The 870-nt window shown below is 33.4% G+C and carries 1 protein-coding gene; it reads left to right on the top strand.

The genetic code is table 11. The annotated features are described in order from the left end of the window. Positions 1-82 precede the first annotated feature (82 nt). Entirely contained in the window at positions 83-850 is a 768-nt protein-coding gene (locus tag FDK13_RS35235) for an IS5 family transposase (protein WP_137344683.1), read from the top strand. The last annotated feature ends 20 nt before the right edge of the window (positions 851-870 follow it).

The raw sequence follows: 870 nt of genomic DNA, 5'->3' as shown, positions 1-870 counted from the left end.
TAAGAGTATGTTTTGGATTGTATTAAACTAACAATGAGAGCCAGTCGTTAAACTTGTTGAATCTCACCTCAAACAAGTTTTAATGAAAACGAATTTCACAGAAATGACTGACTCTCAATGGCAATTTGTAGAAAAAATAATTGACAACAAAAGATCAAGAAAACATTCCTTGCGAACCATAGTAAATGCCATATTATGGTTAAATGAAACTGGTGTTCAATGGCGGAATATAGATAGCAAATATCCTGCTTGGCAGACAATTTACTATCATTTTAGGCAATTTAAACTACGTGGGATTTGGACTCAACTACTTGAATGCATTGCAATTAAAGAGCGTAAAAGACAGAATAGAAATGAGACACCAAGCTTGCTGGCAATTGATAGTCAGTGTGTTAAGAAAATGCAATTCATTAATTTAGAAACCGGTATTGATGGAGGTAAAAAAATTAATGGAAGAAAAAGAACAATACTTGTTGATACAATTGGAATTCCTTGGTCGATTAAAGTTACATCTGCAAATGTATCTGATAATCAAGCAGGTATTCAAGCGGTTGAAAACCTAAGAGGTAAAGTGCCTGATTTACAAAAAATTACTGCCGACAACGGTTATAAAATAACATTCATAGATTATGTAATCAAAGAGTATAAATGGGAGGTGGAAATTGCACAAAAACCAGAATCAGCACAAGGATTTATCCCTCAGAAAAATCGCTGGCAAGTAGAAAGATCGTTTGGATGGCTAAATTTTAAACGTCGACTATTTAGAGATGTTGAGAAAACCGTAGAATCTGCTGAGGCAATGCTTGAAATTGCCTACTTATCCATTTTTTTGAATAGAATAACAAAATAAGATCCCAAAACATACTCTAA

Origin of the sequence: Dyadobacter frigoris, from assembly GCF_005280585.1 — a bacterium.
Taxonomy (GTDB): Bacteria; Bacteroidota; Bacteroidia; order Cytophagales; family Spirosomataceae; genus Dyadobacter; species Dyadobacter frigoris.
Note: the sequence above shows the minus strand (reverse complement) of the source record. Positions and strands in the feature narration are given on the sequence as shown.